This is a genomic window from Streptomyces desertarenae, from assembly GCF_042681365.1.
Lineage (GTDB): Bacteria > Actinomycetota > Actinomycetes > Streptomycetales > Streptomycetaceae > Streptomyces > Streptomyces desertarenae.
The window spans coordinates 260,449-279,720 of sequence record NZ_JBHUFU010000010.1 but is presented as its reverse complement, the minus strand read 5'-3'; the positions used below and the strand labels follow the sequence as shown (position 1 = coordinate 279,720).

Below are 19,272 nucleotides of genomic sequence, written 5' to 3'. Positions count from 1 at the left end.
CGTGGGTTCCGCCGTGATGACGAGCGCGGTGAGCGCGGTGGGTTCCGTAGGGACGACCGCCGGGATGACCGGCCCGCTTACCGCCGTGACGACCGCAGGGACGAGCGGCCGGCCTACCGTCGCGATGACCGGCGTGACGACCGGGACGAGGGCAGGGAGCGCACCGACCGTCCGCGCGGGCCGCGCAGGGGCGACGACCGGAGCCGGCGCCCCTACGGTCAGGGCTTCGGCCGGGGACGTGACGACAGGGGCGGCTACCGCGGGAACCGTGACGGCGGTCGGTCCGGCCCCCGGCGCGACGACCGCGGGCGCGACCGCGGCCAGGAGCGCGAACCGCTGACGCGGCTGCCGATCCCCGAGGACGTCACCGGCGACGAGCTGGACAAGGACGTACGGCAGGAGCTGATGAGCCTGCCCAAGACGCTCGCCGTGGATGTCGCCAGGAATCTCGTCATGGTGGCGAAGGTGCTGGACGAGGACCCGGAGCAGGCCTACGGCTACGCGAAGGTCGCCCTGCGGCTGGCGTCCCGCGTCGCCGCCGTGCGTGAGGCAGCGGGGTTCGCCGCTTACGGTGTCGGCAAGTACGCCGAGGCGCTGGCCGAGTTCCGCGCGGCTCGCCGGATGACCGGCTCCTCTCACCTGTGGCCCGTGATGGCCGACTGCGAGCGCGGGCTGGGGCGTCCGGAGAAGGCCCTCGCCATGGCGGGCGAGCCCGAGGTGCAGAAGCTCGACAAGGCCGGCCAGGTGGAGATGCGGCTGGTCGCCGCCGGAGCGCGCCGTGACATGGGGCAGGTCGAGGCCGCCGTGGTCACCCTCCAGAGTCCCGAGCTGGCCTCGAACTCCGCGCAGCCCTGGACGGCGCGCCTGCGGTACGCGTACGCCGACGCGCTGCTCGCCGCGGGCCGTGAGGAGGAGGCCCGCGACTGGTTCGCCCGGGCTCTCGAGGCCGACCAGAGCGGGGCGACCGATGCCTCGGACCGACTGGCTCAGCTGGACGGGGTGGAGTTCGTGGACGCGCTCGACCCCGAGGCGGACGCCGTCCCCGCGGAGGACGAGGAGCCGGCGGGGAGGGCGGCCGAGGGCGATGCCCGGGAGGAGGGCCGGGAGACGCCCCCGCTCGACGAGGCGGCGGACCCCGCCGTGACCTCCGGTGGCGTTCCGGGCGGGTCCGGAGGGACCGTCGGACGTGAGGATGACTCCGACGGCTCCGACGGCTCCGACGCCGCGGGCGCTGCGGACGGCAATCGCTGAGGACGGTCGCCGCAGGCGGTCGCCGGCCGCCTGACGCGGGGTGACGTGGGACGAGGAGGGTGGTTCCGCCGGACACGGCGGAACCACCCTCCTCCGCTTTCCGGACCGGCGCCCGGCCGCCGGCCGTTCAGCTGCCGGGGCCCGCCGTCCCCCCGTCCGCCGGGCCGTCCTCCAGGGCGCGCAGCACCAGACCGGTGGCCGGCTTGGGCCCGAAGGACGTCGACTTGCGGGGCATGGTGACGCCCCTGCGGGCCAGCTCGCGGACGGTCTCCTCGGCGGCCGCGCGCATCAGCACCGCCGTCCCGCCCCGCCGCTCGGCCTGCTCCACGGCCGCGGCCGCGTCGTGGAGGTACCCGATCTCGGCGGGGTGGTCCGGAACGCGCCAGACGGAACCCAGCAGGGTGGAGTGCAGCACAGTGGCGTCCAGCCGCCGCCACAGCTCCGGCCGGTCGTCCCGGACGGTGCGGGCGAGCAGCGCCGGATCGGGGTCGTGGAGCAGGTGGAAGGCGCCGTCGCCGGCCAGTAGGAAGGCGTTGCCGGGCACGTTCTCCAGGGCTTCCAGGGCGCGCGGCAGGGGACCGTCGACCGGGCGGGCGCGGAAGGCGCCGTCCAGCCGGGCGAGGGCGCCGGACGGCGGCAGTCCGTACAGGACGCGGTGGATGGCCTGCACCCGCAGCGGATGGCGGGCGGTGTCGACCAGCAGCACCAGGCCGTGGTCCCAGAAGCCGCCGTTCCCCCCGGACCCGCCGTGCTCGGCCCTCAGCCGCAGGTAGGTGGCCCAGCGGTGGTGACCGTCGGCGATGAGCGCCTGGCGGCCGGAGAGGTCGCGGTCGGCCTCGGCGAGTTCGCCGGGGTCGGTGACCGCCCAGAGCCGATGGGAGAAGCCGTCCTCGGTGGTGGTGGAGAGCAGCGGGGGGCCGGCGGCGGCGCGCTCGACGACGGCGGTGGCGCCGGTCGCGGTGCCGTCGCCGCGGTAGGACAGCAGCAGCGGTTCGAGGTTGGCGGCGGTCGCGCGCATCAGGGCCGCGCGGTCCTCCACGACCTCCGGCATCACGTCCTCGTGCGGCAGGACGACGCCCTCCTCCGGCGGGCTCAGCCGCAGGGCGCCGATCAGGCCGCGTTGGAGGGCGTCGCCGCGGCGCTGCTCGTACACGTAGAGCGCCGGGCGGGGATCGCGGACGAGGACGCCCTCGGCCTGCCAGCGGCGCAGGGTGTCGGCGGCCTGGCGGTGGCGGACGGCGGGGTCGGCGGCCTCGGGGAGGATCAGCCGGACGATGTTGTGCGGATCGGCGGTCTGGAGGTGGTGCAGGCCGTCGGGCCGCACGACGACGTCGTACGGGGGCGAGGTCACGGCGGCCAGGCTGCCGACCCGGTCGGGGGCGTAGCGCAGGCCGCGGAAGGGGGCGAGGCGGAGGCCGCCGGAGGGGTGGTCGGGGCCCGGGGTACGCAGCATTGGTGCATGTTATGCCTCGGGTGCGGGGTGGGGGATGATCGGGGGGAAACCGGGGGCACGACCGGCGCGAGGAGCGGAGCGACGATGACGACGACAGGACCCCACCGCCCGATACGCACCCGGCCCGAGGGCTGCGGAAGCCCGCTGAGCGGGGTGTACGACACGGCGCTGCTGGACCTGGACGGGGTGGTCTACGCGGGCGGCGAGGCCGTGGAGCACGCCGTCGGGTCGCTCGCGGCGGCCCGGGAGGCCGGGATGCGGCTGGCGTACGTGACCAACAACGCCGCGCGCACCCCCGCCACCGTCGCCGGGCACCTGACGCGGCTGGGAGTGCCCGCCGGACCGGAGGAGGTGGTCACCTCGGCGCAGGCGGTGGCGCGGATGATCGCCGAGGAGCTGCCGCCGGGCTCGCGGGTGCTGTGCGTGGGCGGTGAGGGCCTGGTCGTGGCGTTGCGCGAGCGCGGTCTGGAGCCGGTGGAGTCGGCGGACGACGGTCCGGTGGCGGTCGTGCAGGGGTACGGCGGCCCGCAGATGCCCTGGGGGCGGCTGGCGGAGGCGGCCATCGCGGTGGGCCGCGGGCTGCCGTGGTTCGCCTCCAACACGGACCTGACCATCCCCAGCGGGCGCGGCATCGCCCCGGGCAACGGCGCGGCCGTCGAGGCGGTGCGGATCGCGACGCGGTGGATGCGCCCCGCGCCGGAGCCGAAGGTGGCGGGCAAGCCGCTGCCGCCGATGCACCGGGAGACGATCCTGCGCACGGGCGCGGAACGGCCGCTGGTGGTGGGGGACCGGCTGGACACCGACATCGAGGGCGCCCACGCGGGCGGGGTGGACTCGCTGCTGGTGCTCACCGGGGTGACGGACGCGGCGCAGCTGCTCCTGGCGCGCCCCGAGCACCGGCCGACGTACGTGGCGGCCGACCTGCGGGCGCTGCACCGGCCGCAGCCCGAGGTGGAGGGCGGCCGGGGCGGCGGGTTCGCGTGCGGCGGCTGGACGGCCGCGGTGCGCGGCGGCGCCCTGGTGCTGGAGGGCGGGGGAGCCGACCCGCTGGACGGGCTGCGGGCGCTGTGCGCCGCGGCGTGGACGGAGGCGGGGGCGGGCGTGTGCCGGGCCGGGGCGGACGAGGCGCTCCGCGCGCTCGGGCTGTGAGCGCGGGCGCCGAGGGCGGCGGACGGCTCACAGCAGCGAGCGCAGCCTCAGCAGATCCCGCAGCCCCGCCTCCAGCCGGATCCTGCCCCGGGCCCAGGCGCGGGGGAAGTCCAGCCGGCCGTCCACCAGGGAGACGAGGTCGTCACCGGTCATGACCAGCCTGACCTGGGCGCGCTCGGCGGGCGGCCCGGGGGTGGCGGTGACGTCCTCGATGCGGCCGTGCACGAGCCGCCCGGTGAAGGTGGTGTCCAGGTCGGTGAGGTGGCAGCTGACCGAGCGTTCCAGGGCCGCGGCCCCGCGCACGTCGTCGTTCGCCCGGGCGAGGTTCCCCGCCAGCCGCTCCAGGGCCTTCCGGCACTGCTCCGTGGTCGCCATCGCCCCTCGACGGTACCGCAGGGGAGCGCCCAGCGCCGCGGACGGCCCCGCGCAGGGTAGCGTCGGAGGCATGGACGAGCCGAGGTCCGGCGGGGCGCCGGAGACGGAGACGCGGGCGGCGGCGGAGCCCGGGGCGGAGGGCGCGGAGCCGGCGGCCGGTGCGCCGGGGCAGGAGGGGACCGGAGGGGAAGGCGGGCCCCGTCCCCTGGGACTGGCCGTGGCCCCGACCGGGCACGCCGGGGTCGACGCGCAGCTGCGGCGCCTGGCGGACGCCGACCACCTCGCCGTCTCGGGCCATCTGGGGGTGTACGAGGATGTGCACCGCGGTCTGCGCGACACCCTGACCGCGCTCGACCGGCGATCCGGGCCCCCCGCGCCCGGCGCACCGCACGACCCCGGGAGCTGAACCGCACGTGGCAGCGTCACGAAACCAGCGCGGCCGGCGCAGCCGGCTCGACGCCGAGCTGGTGCGCCGCAGGATGGCCCGCTCGCGCGAGCACGCCAGCCAGCTGATCTCCGCAGGGCGGGTGACCGTCGGCGGCACCACGGCGACCAAACCCGCCACCCAGGTGGAGACCGGCGCGGCCATCGTGGTGGCCGAGGACGCCGGCGACCCGGACTACGTCTCGCGCGGCGGCCACAAGCTGGCCGGCGCCCTGGCGGCGTTCACCCCGCGCGGCCTGGCCGTGGCGGGGCGGCGGGCGCTGGACGCGGGGGCCTCCACCGGCGGCTTCACCGACGTGCTGCTGCGCGCCGGTGCCGCGCAGGTCGTCGCGGTGGACGTGGGGTACGGGCAGCTGGCGTGGTCGCTGCAGAGCGACGAGCGGGTGGTGGTCAAGGACCGCACCAACGTCCGGGACCTGACTTTGGAGGACATCGGCGGGGAGCCGGTGGACCTCGTCGTGGGCGACCTGTCCTTCATTCCGCTCGGCCTGGTGCTGCCGGCCCTGGCCCGGTGCGCCGCCCCCGGCGCCGATCTGGTGCTGATGGTCAAGCCGCAGTTCGAGGTGGGTCGGGAGCGGCTGGGCAGCGGGGGGGTGGTGCGCAGCCCGCGGCTGCGCGCCGAAGCGGTCCGCACCGTCGCCGGCCAGGCGCTCGAACTGGGCCTCGGCGTGCTCGGCGTGACCGCCAGCCCCCTCCCGGGGCCCTCGGGTAACGTCGAGTACTTCCTGTGGCTGCGGGCCGGGGCCCCCGAGCTCGATCCAGCCGATGTCGACCGAGCCGTGGCGGAGGGTCCCCAGTGACGACACGGAGCACGCACAGCGCACAGACCGGGCCGGAGGGGGCGCGCCCCGCCGGCGCGTCCGGCACCGAGCGGACGGTCCTGCTGCTCACCCACACCGGGCGCCCCGCCGCGATCCGCAGCGCCGAACTCGTCGTCCAGGGGCTGCTGCGCAACGGCATCGGCGCCCGCGTCCCGGTGGACGAGGCGGCCGACCTGTCGCTGCCGCCGTCGGTGGAGACCGTCGAGGCGGCCGAGGAGGGCCACAGGGACGTGGTCGAGGGCTGCGAGCTGATCGTCGTCCTCGGCGGCGACGGGACGCTGCTGCGCGGCGCCGAGTTCGCCCGTGCCTCGGGTGTGCCGATGCTGGGCGTCAACCTCGGCCGGGTCGGCTTCCTCGCCGAGGCCGAGCGCGACGACCTGGACAAGGTGGTGCGCCGGGTCGTCGCGCGCTCCTACGAGGTCGAGGAGCGGATGACCCTGGACGTCCTCGTCCGCACCAACGGTGCCGTCGTGCACCGCGACTGGGCGCTGAACGAGGCGTCGGTGGAGAAGGCGGCCCGCGAGCGGATGCTGGAGGTCGTCGCCGAGGTCGACGGCCGCCCGGTCTCCCGCTTCGGCTGCGACGGCGTCGTGTGCGCCACGCCGACCGGTTCCACCGCCTACGCGTTCTCCGCCGGGGGCCCGGTGGTCTGGCCGGAGGTCGAGGCGCTGCTGATGGTGCCCATCAGCGCCCACGCGCTGTTCGCCAAGCCGCTGGTGACCACACCCGACTCGGTGCTGGCCGTCGAGGTGCAGCCGCAGACCCCGAACGGCGTCCTGTGGTGCGACGGGCGGCGCACCGTGGAGCTGCCCGCCGGCGCCCGGGTGGAGGTGCGGCGCGGTGAGGTGCCGGTGCGGCTGGCGCGGCTGCACCACGCCTCGTTCACCGACCGCCTGGTGGCCAAGTTCGCCCTGCCGGTGGCCGGTTGGCGCGGGGCGCCCCACTAGCGGTTCCGGGGCCCGGCCCCGGGGGCGGCGGACGGCGGGTGACCGGTGGGCGGGCGGCGGCCGGGTGCGCGGCCCCGGACCGCGAGTGGGGATCCGGTCGCGGAACCTCGTATGGTCGTATCCGTGTTGGAGGAGATGCGGATTCGGGCCCTGGGCGTGATCGATGACGCCGTCGTCGAGCTGTCCCCCGGCTTCACCGCGGTGACCGGTGAGACCGGCGCGGGCAAGACCATGGTCGTCACCAGCCTGGGGCTGCTGCTCGGCGGGCGTGCGGACGCCGCCCTGGTGCGGGTGGGGGCCAAGGCCGCCGTGGTGGAGGGCCGGATCCAGCTCCCGCCCGGCGCCCCCGCCCTGCGGCGGGCCGAGGAGGCCGGGGCGGAGCTGGACGACGGGGCGCTGCTGGTCAGCCGGACGATCTCGGCCGAGGGGCGCTCGCGCGCCCACGTCGGCGGCCGCGCGGCGCCCGTCGGGCTCCTGGGGGAGCTGGGCGAGGACCTGGTGGCCGTGCACGGGCAGACCGACCAGCAGGGGCTGCTGCGTCCGGCCCGCCAGCGCGAGGCGCTGGACCGGTACGCGGGCGAGGCGGTCTCCGCCCCCCTGGCGGAGTACACCGAGGCGTACCGGCGGCTGCGCGAGGTCCGTGCCCGCCTGGCGGAGCTGACCACCCGCGCCCGCGAGCGCGCCCAGGAGGCCGACCTGCTGCGCTTCGGCCTGGAGGAGATCGCCGCCGCCGAGCCGAGGCCGGGTGAGGACGCCGAACTGGCCGCCGAGGCCGAGCGCCTGGGCCACGCCGAGGCGCTGGCGTCGGCCGCGGCCACCGCCCACGGCGCGCTGGTCGGCGATCCGGCCGACCCCGAGGCCGTGGACGCCACCGCCCTGGTCGCCGGCGCCCAGCGGGCCCTGGAGGCCGTGCGCTCGCACGACCCGGCGCTGGCCGCCCTGGCCGACCGGCTGGGCGAGGTGGGCATCCTGCTCGCCGACGTCGCCGGCGAGCTGGCCGGCTACGCCGACGACCTGGACGCCGACCCGCTGCGGCTGGCCGCGGTCGAGGAGCGGCGGGCCGTGCTGGCCCACCTGACCCGCAAGTACGGCGAGGACGTCGACGCCGTGCTGGCGTGGGCCGAGGAGAGCGCCACCCGCCTGGGCGAGCTGGAGGGCGACGACGAGCGGATCGGCGCTCTGACCGCCGAACGCGACGAACTGCGGGCCCGTCTCTCCGGCCTCGCCCAGCGGCTGACGGACGCCCGGGCGGAGGCGGCCGAGCGGTTCGCCGAAGCGGTCACGGCCGAGCTGGCCGAGCTGGCCATGCCGCACGCCCGGGTCACCGTGGAGCTGCGGCAGCACGAGACCGCGGACGAGGACGCGGGGATCGAGGTCGGCGGGCGGCTGGTCACCTTCGGCCCGCACGGCGTGGACGACGTCGAGCTGCTGCTCGCCCCGCACCCGGGAGCCCCGCCCCGTCCGATCGCCAAGGGCGCCTCGGGCGGCGAGCTGTCGCGGGTGATGCTGGCGGTGGAGGTCGTCTTCGCGGGCACCGCTCCGGTGCCGACGTACCTCTTCGACGAGGTGGACGCGGGAGTCGGCGGCAAGGCGGCCGTCGAGGTCGGCCGGCGCCTGGCGCGGCTGGCGAAGTCGGCGCAGGTCGTGGTGGTCACCCACCTGCCGCAGGTCGCGGCGTTCGCCGACCGGCACCTGGTGGTGGAGAAGACCTCCGACGGCTCGGTGACGCGCAGCGGCGTCAAGACGCTCCGGGACGACGAGCGGGTGCGGGAGCTGTCCCGGATGCTGGCCGGGCAGGAGGACTCCGAGCTGGCCCGCGCCCACGCGGAGGAACTGCTGGAGGCGGCCCGGGCGGGCATCTGAGGGCGCCGGGTCCGGGCCCGGCGCCGGTGCGGCCCGGGGGTTGACCCGTACGGCGCGGAACGGCGTGGCGAGAGGGCCGCGGATGGCATCCTGGACCCGGCACACCGCACGTCCCGCACCGCACCGTGTGCCGCCACCCGCCGCCGCGCGCCGTGCGGCCCCGCACCGCCGGCCCGCGGGACCTCGCGGTCCGGGTCCCGGCCGCCCCCGAGTCCCGACCAGGAGCCCGACGCCCCCGTGAGCAGCCCGCAGGTACCGCAGCACGGCCGGCCGCCCCTGCACGTGGTGCAGGTGACCGGTGGCCGCAACGTCCGCGTCCTGGCCCATGTGCGCTCCCTGGCGGCCGGGATGACCGCGCGCGGGGTGCGGGTGACCGTCTGCGCCCCGCACGGCACCGACCGGGACCACGGCTTCACCGCCGCCGGCGCCCGCTTCGTCGCCCTCTCCGGCCGTACGGACGCCGAGACGGTCAGGGTGCTGCGCGCGGTGTGCGCGGACGCCGACGTGGTGCACGCCCACGGGCTGCGGGGCGGGGCGCCGGCCGCCCTGGCGCTGTGCGGGCGCGGGCGGGCGCCGCTGGTGGTCACCTGGCACGCCCGGGCGCAGGCGGCGGGTGTGCGGGGCCGCCTGGTGCGGCTGCTGGAGCGCAGGGTGGTGCGGTCGGCCCGGGTGGTGCTCGCCACCACCTCCGACCTGGTGGACCGGGCCCGCCGCCACGGCGCCCGCGACGCCCGGCTGACGCCCGTGTCGCTGGCCGTGCCGCCCACCGGCCCCCGCGGGGCCGCGGCCGGCGCGGAGGAGGACCGGGACAAGCTCCGCGCAGACCTCGGCGTCACCGGGCGGCCGCTGGTCCTGGCCGTCGGCCGCCTCGTGCCCCGCCGGGGCCACGCCACCTTGCTGACCGCCTCCCGCGCCTGGCGCCGGCTCGACCCGCCGCCGCTGCTGGCCGTCGTGGGGGAGGGGCCCGAGCGGCAGGCGCTGCAGCACCGCATCGAGGCCGAGGAGCTGCCGGTGCGGCTGCTGGGCCGGCGCGACGACGCGCCGGAACTGCTGGCCGCCGCCGACGTCGTGGTGCTGCCCGCCCGCTGGGAGGGCCGGGCGGCGGTGGCGCAGGAGGCGCTGCGGGCGGGGGTGCCGCTGGTGGCGACGGCGGTGGGCGGTCTGCCCGAACTGGTCGGCGAGGGGGCGCTGCTGGTGCCCTACGGCGACGCGGACGCGCTGGCGGAGGCGGTGACCGGGCTGCTGGCCGACCCCGGCCGGCGCCGTCGGCTGGCCGAGGCCGGGCGCGCGCAGGCGGCCACCTGGCCCAGTGAGGACGAGACGGTGGCCCAGACACTGGGCGTGTACGACGAGCTGGTGCCGGGGCGGTGACGGCCGCCGGCGGCGGTTCCGGGGCCGGGGCGGGCCGGTTCAGCCGGAGTCGCGCACGATCAGCCGGGCCGGGGTGACGACCGGGGCCGTCGGACCGTCGGGAGGGGTGCCGTCGGCCGGCAGCCCGAGCCGCCGCAGCAGCAGGCCCGCCATCATCCGGCCCATCTCCTGGACGTCCTGGCGCACGGTGGTCAGCGCCGGGTCGGCCCAGGCGGCCGGCTCCAGGTCGTCGTAGCCGACGACCGCGACGTCCTGCGGGACCCGGCGCCCCCGGGCGCGCAGCGTCCGCAGCGCGCCCGAGGCCATCAGGTCGCTGCCGGCGAACACCGCGTCCAGGTCGGGGGAGCGGTCCAGCAGTTCGGCCATGGCGCGCTCGCCGCCCTCGGCGGTGAAGTCGCCGTGGGCGACCAGTGCGGGGTCGGCCTCGGCGGCGCCCAGGGCGTCGAGGTAGCCGTCGAGCCGGTCCTGGGCGGAGGTCTGGTCCAGCGGGCCGGTGATGACGGCGATCCGCCGCCGCCCGCGCCGTAGCAGGTGCTCCACCGCCTGCCGGGCCCCGCCCCGGTTGTCGGTGTCCACGTACAGCAGGTCGGGGTCGTCCTCGGCGCCGGGCCAGCCCGGCCGTCCGCCGAAGACCGTCGGCAGGCCGGAGGCGGCGGCCATCGCCGGGAGCGGGTCGTCGCGGTGCAGGGAGAACATCAGGGCGCCGTCCACGTGCCCGCCCGCCAGGTAGCGGCCGATGCGGTCGTAGTCGGTGCGGCCCTCCAGCAGCAGGAGCAGCAGCTGCGTGTCGCAGGCGGACAGCTCGCGGCTGATGCCGCGCAGCTGCTGGGCGAAGAAGGGGTCGGAGAACACCCGGGTCTCCGGCTCGGCGATCACCACGGCGACCGCCCCCGTGCGGCGCGTGACCAGGCTGCGGGCCGCGCTGTTGGGGACGTAGCCGAGCTCGGCCACGGCCGCCTGGACCCGGTCGCGCAGGGCCTTGCGGACGCCCGCTCCCCCGTTGACCACGCGCGACACGGTGGCCCGGGACACCCCGGCGTGGGCGGCGACCGCTTCGAGGGTGGGTCTGGGACCGTGCACGGTGAAACTCCTTCTCTCGCGGAATCCCGACGCTACCCCCAACCGGGGACGGTGTGCAGAGCCGTTGGTGAGAGCGCTCTCCCCGCGGCCGCGCCCCGCTCGCGCGAAGGCCCGGCCCCGCCCCCGGCGGAGGGGGGCGGGGCCGGGCCGGTGGTCCGGGCCGGAGCGCCGGAGGGCCGGTGCCTCAGCCCCCGTAGGCGCCCGAGGCCGTCAGCCGCAGGGCGGTGTCGATCAGGGGCACGTGGCTGAAGGCCTGCGGGAAGTTCCCCACCTGCCGCTTCAGGCGGGGGTCCCACTCCTCCGCCAGCAGCCCCAGGTCGTTGCGGAGGGCCAGCAGCTTCTCGAAGAGGCGGCGCGCCTCGTCCACCCGGCCGATCATCGCCAGGTCGTCGGCCAGCCAGAACGAGCAGGCCAGGAACGCGCCCTCGTCGCCGGCCAGTCCGTCCAGGCCCGCGTCGTCGCCCGCGGTCGGGTACCGCAGCACGAAGCCGTCCGGCGTGGACAGCTCGCGCTGGATGGCCTCGATGGTGCCGATGACCCGCTTGTCGTCCGGCGGCAGGAAACCCACCTGCGGGATCAGCAGCAGCGCGGCGTCCAGCTCCTTCGACCCGTAGGACTGGGTGAAGGTGTTGCGCTCGGGGTCGTAGCCCTTCTCGCACACGTCGCGGTGGATGTCGTCGCGCAGCCGCTTCCAGCGCTCCAGCGGCCCGTCGGCCTCGCCGGACTCGATCAGGCGGATGGTGCGGTCCACCGCGGTCCAGGCCATCACCTTGGAGTGGACGAAGTGCCGGCGCGGGCCGCGCACCTCCCATATCCCCTCGTCGGGCTCCGTCCAGTGGTTCTCCAGGTAGGTGATGAGCTTGATCTGGAGGAGGCTGGCGTAGTCGTTGCGGGCCAGGCCGGTCATGTGGGCCAGGTGCAGGGCCTCGATGACCTCGCCGTAGACGTCGAGCTGGAGCTGGGAGGCGGCGCCGTTGCCGACCCGCACCGGCTTCGAGCCCTCGTACCCCGACAGCCAGGACAGCTCCGTCTCGCCCAGCTCGCGCTCACCGGCGATGCCGTACATGATCTGGAGGTTCTCCGGGTCGCCGGCGACCGCCCGCAGCAGCCACTCGCGCCAGGCCAGCGCCTCCTCCCGGTAGCCGGTGCGCAGCAGCGACGACAGCGTGATCGCCGCGTCCCGCAGCCAGGTGAAGCGGTAGTCCCAGTTGCGCACGCCGCCGATGTGCTCGGGCAGCGAGGTGGTGGGCGCGGCCACGATGCCGCCGGTGGGGGAGTAGGTGAGCGCCTTGAGGGTGATCAGGGAGCGGATGACCGCCTCCCGGTAGGGCCCGTGGTACGTGCACTGGGCCACCCAGCCGTGCCAGAACTCCTCGGTCGCCGCCAGCGCCGTCTCCGGCTCGGCCGGCGGCGGGGCCCCCTTGTGGGAGGCCTGCCAGCTGATGGTCATCGCCACCCGGTCCCCGGGCGCGACGGTGAAGTCGGCGTAGGTGGTCAGGTTCTCGCCGTAGGTCTCCGCGTCGGAGTCCACCCATACGGAGTCGGGGCCGGCGACGGCGACGGTGCGGCCGTCCACCTTGTGCACCCACGGCACCACCCAGCCGTAGGAGAACCGCATCCGCAGCGCCGAGCGCATGGGCACCCGTCCGCTGACGCCCTCCACGATGCGCACCAGCTGCGGGGCGTGGTGCTCGCGCGGCGGCATGAAATCGATCACACGTACGGTGCCGCGGGGGGTGTCCCACTCCGACTCCAGGACGAGGGAGTCGCCCCGGTAGCGGCGGCGGGTGGCGGTCGGCGGTTCCTGCCCGGCGGGGTACGCGGGCCCCAGCCGCCAGAAGCCGTTGTCCTCGGTGCCCAGGAGCCCGGCGAAGACGGCATGGGAGTCGAACCGGGGCAGGCACAGCCAGTCGACCGATCCGTCCCGGCAGACCAGGGCGGCGGTCTGCATGTCCCCGATGAGTGCGTAATCCTCGATGCGCCCGGCCACGAGCATCTCCAGTCGAACTGCGGTACGCCCCGTGGGACGTGCGGTGCGGTCTTTCCCTCTCGCCACGCGGCCGCCGCGCACGGCGGCATGCGGCCGCGCGCACGGGTCACGTGGATAGTCTGAGCAGGATACGACGCGGTCCGGTGTACCGCGCCGAGGTCACCATAGGGGGGAAACCCCTTCCGGGTGACCACTTCCGCGGGGATCGGCGGTCACGGAGGTGTCCGCGGAACCCCGCTCCGGCAACTGTGCCACGTCCGGCGCCCCGGCGGCGCCGCGCCTCCGCACCTCGGACGCGCCGCTGATACCCTGGTAGCCCGTGGAGCGGAGGGCACAACAACCCCCGAACCGCAGCGACGGCACCCCCGCCGGACGGCCGGGGCGCCCAAGCGCACGTCACCTCGCGACCACGGGAGCCCCCTCTTGGCCATGCCGCCCAAATCCATGACGACCAAGCACCTCTTCGTCACCGGGGGTGTCGCCTCCTCGCTCGGCAAGGGCCTGACCGCCTCCAGCCTGGGCGCGCTGCTCAAGGCGCGGGGGCTGCGGGTCACCATGCAGAAGCTCGACCCGTACCTCAACGTCGACCCCGGCACGATGAACCCCTTCCAGCACGGTGAGGTGTTCGTCACCAACGACGGCGCCGAGACGGACCTGGACATCGGCCACTACGAGCGCTTCCTCGACGTCGACCTCGACGGCTCGGCCAACGTCACCACCGGCCAGATCTACTCCACCGTCATCGCCAAGGAGCGGCGCGGCGAGTACCTGGGCGACACCGTGCAGGTCATCCCGCACATCACCAACGAGATCAAGCACCGCATCCGCCGGATGGCCACCGACGAGGTGGACGTGGTGATCACCGAGGTCGGCGGCACCGTCGGCGACATCGAGTCGCTGCCCTTCCTGGAGGCCGTGCGGCAGGTGCGGCACGAGGTCGGCCGCGACAACGTCTTCGTCGTCCACATCTCGCTGCTGCCCTACATCGGGCCCTCCGGCGAGCTGAAGACCAAGCCCACCCAGCACTCGGTGGCCGCCCTGCGCAACATCGGCATCCAGCCCGACGCGATCGTGCTGCGCGCCGACCGGGACGTGCCCGTCTCCATCAAGCGCAAGGTCTCGCTGATGTGCGACGTGGACGAGGAGGCGGTGGTGGCCTGCAAGGACGCCCCGTCCATCTACGACATCCCCAAGGTGGTGCACGGCGAGGGCCTGGACGCCTACGTGGTGCGCCGCCTGGGCCTGCCCTTCAGGGACGTGGACTGGACCCAGTGGGACGACCTGCTGCGCCGCGTCCACCAGCCCGAGCACGAGGTGACCGTCGCGCTGGTCGGCAAGTACATCGACCTGCCCGACGCCTACCTGTCGGTCACCGAGGCGCTGCGCGCGGGGGGCTTCGCCAACGACGCGCGGGTGAAGATCAAGTGGGTCACCTCCGACGACTGCCGGGTCCCCGGCGGCGCGCGGAGGCAGCTCGGCGACGTGGACGCGATCTGCATCCCGGGCGGCTTCGGCGAGCGCGGCGTGGAGGGCAAGGTGGCGGCGATCACCTACGCCCGCGAGAACGGCGTCCCGCTGCTGGGCCTGTGCCTGGGCCTGCAGTGCATCGTGATCGAGGCCGCCCGCAACCTGGCCGGCATCGAGGGCGCCAACTCCACCGAGTTCGACCAGGCCGCCCCCCACCCGGTGGTCTCCACCATGGAGGAGCAGCTCGACATCGTCGCCGGCGAGGGCGACATGGGCGGCACCATGCGGCTGGGCCTGTACCCGGCCAAGCTCGCCGAGGGCTCCATCGTCCGCGAGGTCTACGGCGGCGAGCCGTACATCGAGGAGCGCCACCGCCACCGCTACGAGGTCAACAACCACTACCGCGCCGAGCTGGAGAAGACCGGGCTGGTGTTCTCCGGCACCTCCCCGGACAACAAGCTGGTGGAGTTCGTGGAGTACCCGCGCGAGACCCACCCGTACCTGGTGGCCACCCAGGCCCACCCCGAACTGCGCTCCCGGCCGACCCGCCCGCACCCCCTCTTCGCCGGCCTGGTCAGGGCCGCCGTCGAGCGGCAGCGGAACGGCGCCGGACGCGGGGAGGCCTGAGCCGTGGCGGGAGCGGAGGGAAGGACGGAGCGGGGGCGTCTGCGGGACGTCCCCCAGGAGTGGACCATCACCGCCTCCGAGACGCCGTTCACGGGGAACAAGACCGGCGTGCGCACCGACCGGGTGGTGATGCCGGACGGCTCGGTCGTCAGCCGCGACTACCAGGTCCACCCCGGCTCGGTGGCCGTCCTGGCGCTGGACGAGCAGGACCGGGTGCTGGTCATCAGCCAGTACCGCCATCCGGTGCGGCACAAGCTGTGGGAGATCCCCGCCGGACTGCTCGACGTCCCCGGCGAGAACCCGCTGCACGCCGCGCAGCGGGAGCTGTACGAGGAGGCGCACGTCAGGGCCGAGGAGTGGCGGGTGCTGGCCGACGTGTACACCTCGCCCGGCGGCTCCGACGAGGCGGTGCGGATCTTCCTGGCCCGGGGGATCTCCGACGTGGAGGGCGAGCGCTTCGCCGCCGCCGAGGAGGAGGCGGACATGGAGGTGGCCCGTGTGCCGCTGGCCGAGCTGGTCCGCGGCGTCCTGGCGGGCGACCTGCACAACAACTGCCTGGTGACCGGCGTCCTGGCGCTGAGCGCCGCCCGCGCCGGCGGCCCGGAGGGGCTCGGGGCGCTGCGCCCGGCCGAGGCGCCCTGGCCCGCGCGGCCGTTCGAGGGCTGAGTGCGGTGCGGCCCCCGGGCGGATGACGTCCGGGGGCCGCACCGCGGTCCGGGCGGCCCGGCCCGTGCGCCCGCGGCGGCACCGGGCCGCCGCGCCCGGACGGGGCGGCCGGGGTGAACTACCCTCGTGCCGTGACGGATCAGGCGGTGCACACCGGCGGGCCGGCCCCCGCCGCCGACGCCGTGCCCGGAGCCGCCGCGGCGTACGGAGCGACCGAATCCACCGGCCCGGCCCGGTTCACCGGACGGCGGCGCGAACTGGACCGGCTGCGCGCGGAGATCGGGCGCGCCGGCCCGGACACCCTCTCCGGCCGGCCCGCACCCCGCTGCCGCGTCCTGCTCGTCGCGGGCCGCCCCGGCTCGGGGCGCACCGCGGTGGCCGAGGAACTGGCGCGGCAGGTGGCCGCCGACTATCCCGACGGCATCCTCCGCGCCCGGCTCACCGAGCCGGACGGCACCCCCGTCCCCGTCGAGCACACCGTCCGCGACCTGCTCGGCGCCCTCACCGGACCGGTGCCCGCCGTACCGGCCGGAGCGGGGGAGCAGGAGCTGACCGGGGCGCTGCGCGCCGCCCTGGCCGGCCGGCGCGCCCTGCTGCTCCTGGACGAGCCGGCCGACTCCGGCCGGCTGCCGGACCTCCTCCCCGACAACCGGGAGTGCCTGGTCCTGGCCGTCTCGCGGGGGCCGCTGAGCGGTGTGCCGGACGTACGGGCCTGCACGCTCGGCGGGCTCGACACCGCCTCGGCCGTCGCCCTGCTGGACCGGTGGGCCGGGGACACCCCCCGCGTCACCGTCGACCCGCGCGCCGCCGAGGCGCTGGCCGAGGCGTGCGGGGGGCGGCCCGCGGCCCTGGTCCTGGTGGGCGGCTGGCTGGCGGCCCACCCCGGCGCCTCCGTCGCCGAGGCGCTGCGGCGCTTCGAGGCCCTGCCCGACGAGCTTCCCGGCGCCGTGGACGACGACGCCGCCGACGCCGAGCCGGCCGGGGACGCGGACGACGCCTCGGGCCGTTTCCCCGGAGCGGCCCCCGGCTCGCTCGCCGGCTCGGCACCGGGCTCCGCACCGGACGCGGTCCGTGCCGCGGTGCCCCGCCCCCGCACACGCCCGGTGATCGCCGCCCGGCCGCTGGTGAGGGCGTTCCGGCTGGTCCACGACTCGCTGCCGCCCGCCGCGGCCCGCACCCTGCGCCTGCTGGCCCTCGCTCCCGGCGGGCTCGCCGACTCCCACACCGCGGCGGCCCTGGCCGGCTGCCCGCCCGAGAGCGCGGGGGCCGCCCTGGCGGGCTTCGCACGGCTCGGCCTGCTGAACGCCACCGCCGTCCCCGGGCTGTACACCGTCCCGCGCTGCCTGGCGCCGATGCTCGCGGCGGCGCTGGCGGACGGGGAGCGCCCCGCCGACGTGCGGCTGGCGCGGGCCAGGGTGCTGGAGCGCCTGGTGCGGCTGCTGGGGTCCTGCCGCGCTGCCGCCGAGCCCCCCGGCTCGCCGGTGCGCAAGAGGGCGGACGGACTGCCGCGCGCGCTGCGCTTCGCCACCTCCGCGGCCGCGGCGGCCTGGCTGGACACCCGGCTGCCCGCCCTGCGCGCCGCCGTCCGCACCGCCGTCGGCGACGGCGAGCTGGACACCCTGGCCCGGCGGCTGGCCGCGGCACTGGCCCGGGCCCTGGCCGTCCACCGCGGCCCCGAGGCGGCCGCCCCCGAGCTGTACCGGCTCTGCGAGCTCCTGCTGCCGGTCACCGAGCGGCGCGGGCTGCACGCCGAGCGCGCCGCGGCCCTGCTCGACCTCGGCGACCTCGACGCCGACGCCGGCCGCCCCCACCGGGCCCTGGTGCGCTACCGGGCCGCCCTGGAGGCCGCGCGCGCCGGCGACGGGGGCCCGGGCGGCGGGCGGGGGGAGGCCACGGCCGTGAGGGCCATGGAGTCCCTCGGCGACACCTACGGGCACCTGGGCGACGGACAGCGGGCGACCGACTGGTACGGGCGGGCCCTGGCCCTGTGCCAGACCCGCGGCGATCTGGCGGGCGAGGCCCGCCTGCACGGCCGGATCGGCGCCGAGCACCTGCGCGCGGGACGCTGGGAGGAGGCGCTGCGGGCGCTGCGGGCCGCGGCGGCGGCCTGCCGCCGGGCGCGGGACGTCCGGGCGTACGCCCGGGCCCTGGAGGAGGTCGCGGCCGTCCAGGAGCGCGCCGGGTGGACCGAGGACGCGCTGCGCACCCGGCGGGAGGCCCGTCGGTGGGCCTCCCGCGCGGAGGGCCGGGAGCCCGGTTCGCGGCCCGCGCCGGTCCGTCGGATGCTGGAGGAGGGGCCGGGGCCCGCGAGCTGAGCCGGGACGGCGGACGGGCCCGGCCCGCCCGCCGGGCCGGGCCCGTCCGGAACCGGATCGGGGACGGACCGGAAACACACCGGAAGCGAACCGGGGTGACCTACGAAACACTGGCGATCCAAGGAAAAGCTGGCCCTTTGCAAGGCTAGACAGCGTGAAATCCTTCATTAGACTGGCCGAGCTGCGGCTGTTCCGCTGCGTCCGGGCGTTTACCCGATGTACCGGTCCGGTGGGATACGCCCCGGTCCAACCCCGTAACCCCTCAGACAAGGACCGTGATCGACGTGAAGGTCGGCATCCCCCGCGAAGTCAAGAACAACGAGTTCCGCGTGGCCATCACCCCGGCCGGTGTGCACGAGCTCGTACGCAACGGCCACCAGGTCTACGTGGAGCGGAGCGCCGGAGAGGGCTCCGCCATCCCCGACCGGGAGTACACCGACGCCGGTGCCGTCATCCTGGACACGGCCGACGAGGTGTGGGCCACCGCCGATCTGCTGCTGAAGGTCAAGGAGCCCGTGGCCGAGGAGTACCACCGGCTGCGCAAGGACCAGACGCTGTTCACCTACCTCCACCTCGCCGCCTCCCGCGAGTGCACCGACGCGCTGCTGAACTCGGGCACCACCGCCATCGCCTACGAGACGGTGGAGACCGCCGACCGCGCCCTGCCCCTGCTGGCCCCCATGTCCGAGGTGGCGGGCCGGATCGCCCCGCAGGTCGGCGCGTACCACCTGATGCGCTCGGCCGGCGGCCGGGGCGTGCTGCCCGGCGGCGTGCCGGGCGTCGCGCCGAGCCGGGCGGTGGTCATCGGCGGCGGCGTCTCGGGCTGGAACGCCACCCAGATCGCCATCGGCATGGGCTTCCACGTCACCCTGCTCGACAAGGACGTGCGCAAGCTGCGCGAGGCCGACCGCATCTTCGGCACCCGGGTGCGGACGGTCACCTCCAACGCCTACGAGCTGGAGAAGGCCGTCCTGGACGCCGACCTGGTCGTCGGCGCGGTCCTGATCCCCGGCGCCCGGGCGCCGAAGCTGGTCACCAACGAGCTGGTGTCGCGGATGAAGCCGGGCAGCGTGCTGGTCGACATCGCGATCGACCAGGGCGGCTGCTTCGAGGACTCGCGGCCCACCACCCACGCCGAGCCGACCTTCACCGTCCACGACTCGGTCTTCTACTGCGTGGCCAACATGCCCGGCGCGGTGCCGAGCACCTCCACGTACGCGCTCACCAACGCCACGCTGCCGTACATCGTGGAACTGGCCAACCGCGGCTGGCGCGAGGCGCTGCGCCGTGACCCGGTGCTCGCACGCGGGCTCAACGTCCACGACGGAGAGGTCGTCTACGGGCCGGTCGCCGAGGCGCACGGACTGCCGATGAGGGACCCGGCCGCCCTGATCGGTTGACGATCGTGTTGACAAATCGTCACACGAACCGTCGACGATCGGTCAACCGTTCA

The 19,272-nt window shown here is 76.2% G+C and carries 15 protein-coding genes; 11 read left to right on the top strand and 4 right to left on the bottom strand.

All coding sequences use genetic code 11. The features are described from left to right. The first annotated feature begins 405 nt into the window (after positions 1-405). On the top strand, positions 406-1,251 hold the full coding sequence (locus ACFSJS_RS18640) for a tetratricopeptide repeat protein (protein ID WP_380901817.1): 846 nt from the start codon (positions 406-408) through the stop codon (positions 1,249-1,251). Positions 1,252-1,378: 127 nt separating this feature from the next. Here the strand turns inward: ACFSJS_RS18640 and ACFSJS_RS18635 are convergent, their stop codons facing one another. Beyond that, complete coding sequence (locus tag ACFSJS_RS18635; protein WP_380901774.1) at positions 1,379-2,704, bottom strand: DUF1015 family protein; 1,326 nt, start codon at positions 2,702-2,704, stop codon at positions 1,379-1,381. A gap of 84 nt (positions 2,705-2,788) precedes the next feature. Between ACFSJS_RS18635 and ACFSJS_RS18630 the strand changes: the two genes are divergently transcribed. After that, positions 2,789-3,853: an HAD hydrolase-like protein gene (locus ACFSJS_RS18630; protein ID WP_380901772.1), complete on the top strand. Its 1,065-nt coding sequence runs from the start codon at positions 2,789-2,791 to the stop codon at positions 3,851-3,853. A gap of 27 nt (positions 3,854-3,880) precedes the next feature. Here the strand turns inward: ACFSJS_RS18630 and ACFSJS_RS18625 are convergent, their stop codons facing one another. Next, on the bottom strand, positions 3,881-4,228 hold the full coding sequence (locus tag ACFSJS_RS18625) for a sterol-binding protein (RefSeq protein ID WP_380901770.1): 348 nt from the start codon (positions 4,226-4,228) through the stop codon (positions 3,881-3,883). A 70-nt stretch (positions 4,229-4,298) separates the two neighbouring features. On the opposite strand from ACFSJS_RS18625, the gene ACFSJS_RS18620 reads away from it, so the two are divergent. The 5 genes from ACFSJS_RS18620 to ACFSJS_RS18600 all read left to right on the top strand — a co-directional run bounded on the left by ACFSJS_RS18620 (position 4,299) and on the right by ACFSJS_RS18600 (position 9,674). Then, the gene (locus ACFSJS_RS18620) at positions 4,299-4,634 is read left to right on the top strand and encodes a hypothetical protein (RefSeq protein ID WP_380901768.1); all 336 of its coding nucleotides are present in this window, start codon (positions 4,299-4,301) and stop codon (positions 4,632-4,634) included. 7 nt (positions 4,635-4,641) lie between these two features. Then, on the top strand, positions 4,642-5,472 hold the full coding sequence (locus ACFSJS_RS18615) for a TlyA family RNA methyltransferase (protein WP_380901766.1): 831 nt from the start codon (positions 4,642-4,644) through the stop codon (positions 5,470-5,472). After that, a complete protein-coding gene (locus tag ACFSJS_RS18610; protein WP_380901764.1) occupies positions 5,469-6,440 on the top strand; it encodes an NAD kinase in 972 nt (323 codons plus the stop codon). The genes ACFSJS_RS18615 and ACFSJS_RS18610 overlap by 4 nt, the downstream gene beginning before the upstream one ends. A 111-nt stretch (positions 6,441-6,551) precedes the next feature. Beyond that, positions 6,552-8,303, top strand: a complete 1,752-nt coding sequence (gene recN, locus ACFSJS_RS18605; RefSeq protein ID WP_380901762.1) for a DNA repair protein RecN — start codon at positions 6,552-6,554, stop codon at positions 8,301-8,303. 237 nt (positions 8,304-8,540) lie between these two features. After that, positions 8,541-9,674, top strand: coding sequence for a glycosyltransferase family 4 protein (locus tag ACFSJS_RS18600; RefSeq protein WP_380901760.1), 1,134 nt, complete (start codon positions 8,541-8,543; stop codon positions 9,672-9,674). Between the two features lie 39 nt (positions 9,675-9,713). On the opposite strand, the gene ACFSJS_RS18595 is transcribed toward ACFSJS_RS18600, so the two are convergent. After that, positions 9,714-10,754: a LacI family DNA-binding transcriptional regulator gene (locus ACFSJS_RS18595; protein WP_380901758.1), complete on the bottom strand. Its 1,041-nt coding sequence runs from the start codon at positions 10,752-10,754 to the stop codon at positions 9,714-9,716. A 184-nt stretch (positions 10,755-10,938) separates the two neighbouring features. Continuing rightward, positions 10,939-12,750, bottom strand: coding sequence for a glycoside hydrolase family 15 protein (locus ACFSJS_RS18590; protein WP_380901756.1), 1,812 nt, complete (start codon positions 12,748-12,750; stop codon positions 10,939-10,941). 423 nt (positions 12,751-13,173) lie between these two features. Here ACFSJS_RS18590 and ACFSJS_RS18585 point away from each other — a divergent pair, with 423 nt between their 5' ends. The 4 genes from ACFSJS_RS18585 to ald all read left to right on the top strand — a co-directional run bounded on the left by ACFSJS_RS18585 (position 13,174) and on the right by ald (position 19,219). Beyond that, positions 13,174-14,838 carry a CTP synthase gene (locus tag ACFSJS_RS18585; protein ID WP_380901754.1) on the top strand — a complete coding sequence of 555 codons (1,665 nt, stop codon included), beginning with the start codon at positions 13,174-13,176 and terminating at the stop codon, positions 14,836-14,838. A gap of 3 nt (positions 14,839-14,841) precedes the next feature. Continuing rightward, complete coding sequence (locus ACFSJS_RS18580) at positions 14,842-15,504, top strand: NUDIX domain-containing protein (RefSeq protein ID WP_380901752.1); 663 nt, start codon at positions 14,842-14,844, stop codon at positions 15,502-15,504. A 131-nt stretch (positions 15,505-15,635) separates the two neighbouring features. Next, positions 15,636-17,819 carry a hypothetical protein gene (locus tag ACFSJS_RS18575; RefSeq protein ID WP_380901750.1) on the top strand — a complete coding sequence of 728 codons (2,184 nt, stop codon included), beginning with the start codon at positions 15,636-15,638 and terminating at the stop codon, positions 17,817-17,819. 284 nt (positions 17,820-18,103) lie between these two features. Beyond that, positions 18,104-19,219, top strand: coding sequence for an alanine dehydrogenase (ald, locus tag ACFSJS_RS18570; RefSeq protein ID WP_380901815.1), 1,116 nt, complete (start codon positions 18,104-18,106; stop codon positions 19,217-19,219). Positions 19,220-19,272 lie beyond the last annotated feature (53 nt).